1 protein-coding gene is annotated in these 779 nt (G+C 60.6%); it reads right to left on the bottom strand.

The window, feature by feature from the left end; translation table 11 throughout:
* A partial coding sequence (locus CWM53_RS10410) for a malonate decarboxylase subunit alpha (protein ID WP_206062617.1) occupies positions 1-779 on the bottom strand: 779 nt, incomplete at both ends.

Below are 779 nucleotides of genomic sequence, written 5' to 3'. Positions count from 1 at the left end.
CAATGCCTAAATCTTCCGGGGTTTTCACGATGCCTGCCTCACGTAGCGCCTGGGTTTGCGCTGGGTCGGCGGCCAAGCCGATATCGGTATAGCCCGCAACGGCGCGGATGGCCGCCATGCGCTGTTCCAGACCATCGCAGCGGTGCAGATAGGCGACACCTTCTTCGGTTAATACGTGGGTGACGTCATCGGCGTAGACCATCACCGGCGGCAGGGCGAGGCCTGCTTTTTCCGCCAGTTGCCAGGCGTCCAGTTTGTCGACAAACGCCGGCTGGCGCTTCTCACGGAAGGTTTCCTGCATCTGTACGACCAGACGTTTACCGCGCGGTATATCGCCAATCAGCTGCTGCTGAGTGACGTTGAACTCTTCACCGCACTTCAACCAGGATGCGGTGGCATGGCGGCGACCTTTGGCATCGCAGCCCATGTTTGGAGCACCCCCAAAGCCGGAGACGCGACTGGCGGTGGCGGTACTGCTGTTACCGTATTTATCGATCTGCAAGGTGCCGCCGATAAACATGTCCAGCGCGTAGTGGCCTGCAGCTTGGGCGAAGGCGCGGTTGGAGCGTAGCGTGCCGTCCTGGCCGATATAAAAGACGTCCGGGCGTTCGGCGACATATTTCTCCATGCCCAGTTCGCCGCCGAAGCAGTGCACCGACTGGATCCAGCCGCTTTCGATCGCCGGGATCAGCGTCGGATGCGGGTTGAGTACCATATGGGTACAGACTTTGCCTTTCAGCCCCAGCTCCTCGCCGTAGGTGGGCAGCAGCAGCTCAATG

It is taken from the genome of Klebsiella sp. A-Nf5 (assembly GCF_002810545.1).
GTDB lineage: Bacteria > Pseudomonadota > Gammaproteobacteria > Enterobacterales > Enterobacteriaceae > Klebsiella > Klebsiella variicola.
Note: the sequence above shows the minus strand (reverse complement) of the source record. Positions and strands in the feature narration are given on the sequence as shown.